Below are 4,439 nucleotides of genomic sequence, written 5' to 3'. Positions count from 1 at the left end.
ACGTTTGCAACTGGCGTGCCGGAGTTTTCAGATTTGTGGGGCGGGCAAAAAGAAACCCCGCCGGTTGGCGGGGCTTCGTGATTTTATTCGCTTGGCTGAGCCGGACGCTAGTTCGTCTCGGTGTCTGCGTCGTTCTCAGCTTCAGCTTCAGCGGCTGCCGCAGCGGCTTCTTCCTCGGCGGCTTTCGCTTTTGCGTCTTCAGCGGCGACGCGGTCCTTGGCAGCCTGCTCCTTGCGGGCGACCTTGTCAGCGGCGCGCTGGCGCTTGCGTTCTGTCTTGGAGACCGTGATCTCCGTGGTCTCGACGCCGTGGCCTGAGGTACGCTCTGCGATACGGGCAGATTTGCCGCGCAGGTCGCGGAGGTAGTAAAGCTTGGCGCGGCGGACGCGGCCCTTGCGTTTGACTTCAATGCTTTCGATCATCGGGGAGACGACCGGGAACACACGCTCCACGCCTTCACCGAAAGAGATCTTGCGAACCGTGAAGCTCTCATTGAGGCCTGCGCCGGCGCGTGCAATGCAAACGCCTTCGAAGCGCTGAACGCGCTCACGGTCGCCCTCGCGGATGCGCACGTTCACAGAGAGCGTGTCACCCGGAGAAAATTCAGGGATGTCTTTGCCTGAAGTAACGCGTGCTACTTCTTCAGCTTCGAGCTGTTCAATCATGTTCATCGTCCGTCTCCGACGCTCGTATTCTTTGCCCGTTGAGGTAAGCGGCCCATAAATCGGGACGGCGGGCTTCTGTCAACAGTTTACTGCGGTTGAGCCGCCATTCGGCTACCTTTTTGTGATCACCCGATAAAAGCACGTCTGGCGTCGGCTCATCTTCCCAGGTGCGAGGCAGCGTATATTGCGGATATTCGAGCAAGCCGTTCGAGAAACTTTCGTCTTCGATCGACGCTTCATTTCCCGCCACACCAGGCAGGAGGCGGAGCGTGCTTTCAATGACAGCCTGCGCGGCCGCTTCGCCGCCTGCGAGAATAAAATCACCAAGCGAAACCTCGATCATGTTCCGCTTCTGGATGACGCGCTCATCTAGGCCTTCAAAGCGTCCGCAGAAGCAGATGAGGCCAAGCCCGGCGGAAAATTCAGCCGCCATGGCCTGATCGAAGGGCTGCCCGCGCGGGCTGAGATACAGGATCGGGCGCCCCTTCTGCTGCAGGCTGTCGATGGCAGAAGCTGCTACATCCGGGCGAAGGACCAGACCGGCGCCGCCACCAGCGGGGCTTTCATCAACCTGCCGGTGCTTGCCGAGGCCGAATTCCCTGAGATCGGTGACATCAAGCGACCAGAGGCCGTCACGCCGGGCGCGTCCCAGTATGGAAACATCCAGCAGCCCGGGAAACGCCTCGGGGTAGAGGGTAATGATCGAGACGTCGAAGGCCATGCTCTATATATAGGCAATCAGGTGAGGAGGAACGCCTGTGCGCTATCCCTTCATCATCCCGGCGGCTTTCAGCGTCTTCCCGGCGCGCAGCACCCGGGCCAGCATATGCTCGGTCGAGCGGTCGCCGCCATTGGAGTCCGGATGGTACCGGCGGACATACTCGCTATAGCGGACACGGATTTCCGTCGCAGTTGCGCCAGGTTCGAGATCGAGCTCCGCGAGCGCGCGCGAGGTGACGCCAGCCGATTGCTGCTCGGTGCGGCGGGCCTTGCGGGCGGCCGCATTCTCTTCGAAGAATTCGCGGCCACGCCAGCGGCGTGGGTCGTGCGAAGCAGCGGCCTTGTCTTTGCCCATGGGGCCGGTGCCGAACTTCCAGGTCTTGTTGAAACCGTATTTCGCCATTTCATTGAAGGCATCGAGTTCGGCTTCAGACATGCCGGCAAAATAGTCGTAATTGCGGTTATATTCGCCTGCATGTTTCTGGCAGAACCAGAAGACGCCCTCGGAGCCGCGCGGCTTGGGCGCGGGGTGTGAGCCAGCCAGATCGCAATCATCGCGATGACACTCGCGAGTTTTTGCAGCTTTCTGGCGTTCTTCCTCCTCCTTGGGAGGCTTCACCCTTATATCGGTGAACTTGACGCGGTATGAAAATGTATCTGCCATGTTGTGCGCAACATAGAGTGTAGTCGTTAATGAGGCTAGAATTGACAAACAGATCGACACGGATTCGAGAGGTTTTGACGCAGGTTTTTGCACCTCAGAGCCTTGAGGTGGATGACCAGAGCCACCTTCATGCCGGCCATGCAGGCGCCTCGCCCGAAGGGGAAACGCACTATAAAGTGACGATTGTCTCGGAAAAATTCCATGGCATGAGCCGCGTTGCGGTCCAGCGCGAAATCAACAAGGCGCTAAAAAACGAATTTGAATCAGGGCTTCACGCGCTTTCGATAAAGGCGTCGGCGCCCGCTGGTTAACCTGATATTGCCGGCGCATCGCCAATTTCATAGGGCGCGGTCGAAGTCATATTAAGACAGCTATGGGACAGTTAAGACCGAAGAGGTCCTGTCCCATGTTTCTGAGAACAGCTCCAAATCCGCATGACGAAGGCCGTCCGACACGGATTGTCCGGTTCGAGCATGCTGAAGAACGGATCTATGCGATCGATGCCGATGAGCTGCATCGCAATCCGCGCCTGCTGAACACGTTCAGCGGCATCAATGAATTCAAGGTGCGGGCGCTTGATGGCGTCGCCTATATGGTCCTTCTGGTCTCGATCATCGCGTCTTTCGCGATTGCCTGGTGGATTTTCATGCCGGGTCTTGCGGCTTGTGCCTTCATGATTGCGACCAATCGCAAGCTTGCAGGCGAAACCGCCATGCGGGCCGCGCGCAAGTCGACCGAAGCTTTCCTTTATCTGCATACAATTGGCGTACTCTGGCTGGTGCAGACCTAGACTCGTCTAGATCCGCGCAATTGCGAGCCCCGTGGCAATCACGGCCACCAGGGTAAAGATCAGCGTCAGGCTGACGGCGACAACCCGTTTGGTCTTGTCGCGGGCTTTCGTCCCCGCCGGGGCGCGCTCGGACTTCTTGCGCGGGGCGAGCGTCCAACGATTGGTGAAAAATCCTCCTGCCGCCAGCGCACCGACAATGCCGGCCCCAACCGCTCCGGCGAGGACAGCGAGGGCGGACGCCGCGATCAAGACGAATGCGACATGATTGGACGCACTCGTCAGAAGAACTCTCACATGGCCTTCGGCCCGGCTGTAATCGAGGCGGTCATAGCTTGTATTCGGCGCCACAATCGCAGCCACCCAGGCGCAGCCGCTCGAAAAGCCGAAGAGCGCGATCGACAGGGCCTGCGCCAGATCCCTCATTCCTTCGAGCATATTGCCGGCTCCTATTTGTCCGAGAAAAGGCCAGCCTGCTTGTTCGTATCAGGCACGGCAAGCCCCATCCGCTCATAGGCCAGCGGTGCGGCGACCCGGCCACGCGGCGTGCGGGCGATATAGCCTTTCTGCATGAGGAAGGGCTCGATCACGTCCTCGACCGCATCGCGCGCCTCCGACAGCGCCGCAGCGAGTGTATCGGCGCCGACTGGGCCGCCCGCATAAGTCTTCACCAGGGCTGAGAGATAGCGACGGTCGAGGGCGTCGAGGCCGTCTTCGTCAATCTCGAGACGCGCCAGCGCGCGCCCGGCCGCAGCCTTGTCGATCCTTGCGCCTTCAGCCTCGGCAAAGTCTCGCACGCGGCGCAGGAGCCGAAGCGCAATCCGGGGCGTGCCCCGAGCCCGCCCTGCGATTTCGATGGCGCCATCCTCGCTCAGCTCGGCCCCAAGCTTGCGGCCGGCAGCCATGACGATGCGCGCCAATTCCTTTGGCTCATAGAAATTGAGCCGCATCGGGATGCCGAACCGGTCGCGCAGTGGATTGGCGAGCAGGCCGGTGCGGGTAGTCGCCCCGACCAGGGTAAAAGGGGCAAGATCGAGCCGGACTGACCGGGCCGATGGCCCTTCCCCGATTACGATGTCGAGCGCGTAGTCTTCCATCGCCGGATAGAGAATTTCCTCGACGGCCGGTGGCAGACGGTGGATCTCGTCGATGAAGAGAACGTCGTTTTCTTCGAGATTGGTCAGGATGGCTGCGAGATCGCCCGCCTTGGCGATAACGGGCCCTGATGTGGATCTGAACCCCACACCCAGCTCCCTGGACACGATCTGCGCAAGCGTCGTCTTGCCGAGGCCTGGCGGGCCGAACAAAAGGACATGATCAAGCGCTTCGCCGCGCGCCTTGGCGGCTTCGACATAGACTTTGAGATTAGACTTGATCGCTTCCTGACCGACATAATCGTCAAAGCTCTGCGGGCGCAGCGCGCGGTCCAGCGCATCGGCTGACTGGCGTTCCGGATCATTGAGGTGACCGTCCCGGCTCATGAGGGCGAGAGCTCTTTCAGGCCGGCGCGGATAAGGGCGGACGTGTCAGCGTCTGGCGCCTCTCGGGCCGCAGCCGCCACAGCGCGCGCCGCATCGCTCTGGCCATATCCGAGATTGACGAG

General features: G+C 60.5%; 7 protein-coding genes and 1 pseudogene. 2 read left to right on the top strand and 6 right to left on the bottom strand.

All coding sequences use genetic code 11. The annotated features are described in order from the left end of the window. Positions 1–107: 107 nt before the first annotated feature. From rplS to WA989_RS13275, 3 genes are read right to left on the bottom strand one after another with little or no spacing between them, the layout of a single operon-like run. Positions 108–671 carry a 50S ribosomal protein L19 gene (gene rplS, locus WA989_RS13285; RefSeq protein WP_424340971.1) on the bottom strand — a complete coding sequence of 188 codons (564 nt, stop codon included), beginning with the start codon at positions 669–671 and terminating at the stop codon, positions 108–110. Further along, a complete protein-coding gene (gene trmD / locus WA989_RS13280; RefSeq protein ID WP_424340970.1) occupies positions 658–1,386 on the bottom strand; it encodes a tRNA (guanosine(37)-N1)-methyltransferase TrmD in 729 nt (242 codons plus the stop codon). Before trmD ends, rplS begins: the two co-directional genes overlap by 14 nt. 42 nt (positions 1,387–1,428) lie before the next feature. After that, positions 1,429–2,049: a DnaJ domain-containing protein gene (locus WA989_RS13275; protein WP_424340969.1), complete on the bottom strand. Its 621-nt coding sequence runs from the start codon at positions 2,047–2,049 to the stop codon at positions 1,429–1,431. A gap of 29 nt (positions 2,050–2,078) precedes the next feature. Between WA989_RS13275 and WA989_RS13270 the strand changes: the two genes are divergently transcribed. Beyond that, positions 2,079–2,360 (top strand): BolA family protein, encoded by a 282-nt coding sequence (locus tag WA989_RS13270; RefSeq protein ID WP_424340968.1) that lies wholly within the window; start codon positions 2,079–2,081, stop codon positions 2,358–2,360. A 95-nt stretch (positions 2,361–2,455) separates the two neighbouring features. Further along, positions 2,456–2,839 carry a hypothetical protein gene (locus WA989_RS13265; protein ID WP_424340967.1) on the top strand — a complete coding sequence of 128 codons (384 nt, stop codon included), beginning with the start codon at positions 2,456–2,458 and terminating at the stop codon, positions 2,837–2,839. 6 nt (positions 2,840–2,845) lie between these two features. Here the strand turns inward: WA989_RS13265 and WA989_RS13260 are convergent, their stop codons facing one another. The 3 genes and pseudogenes from WA989_RS13260 to WA989_RS13250 all read right to left on the bottom strand — a co-directional run. Next, positions 2,846–3,274 (bottom strand): hypothetical protein, encoded by a 429-nt coding sequence (locus WA989_RS13260; RefSeq protein WP_424340966.1) that lies wholly within the window; start codon positions 3,272–3,274, stop codon positions 2,846–2,848. A gap of 11 nt (positions 3,275–3,285) precedes the next feature. Next, a complete protein-coding gene (ruvB, locus tag WA989_RS13255; RefSeq protein WP_424340965.1) occupies positions 3,286–4,317 on the bottom strand; it encodes a Holliday junction branch migration DNA helicase RuvB in 1,032 nt (343 codons plus the stop codon). Further along, positions 4,314–4,439 (bottom strand): annotated as a pseudogene (locus WA989_RS13250) (Holliday junction branch migration protein RuvA); the annotation flags it as partial. The pseudogene WA989_RS13250 and the gene ruvB, both read right to left, overlap by 4 nt.

It is taken from the genome of Henriciella sp. (genome assembly GCF_049649345.1).
Lineage (GTDB): Bacteria > Pseudomonadota > Alphaproteobacteria > Caulobacterales > Hyphomonadaceae > Henriciella.
This window is presented reverse-complemented; position numbering and strand designations above follow the sequence as displayed.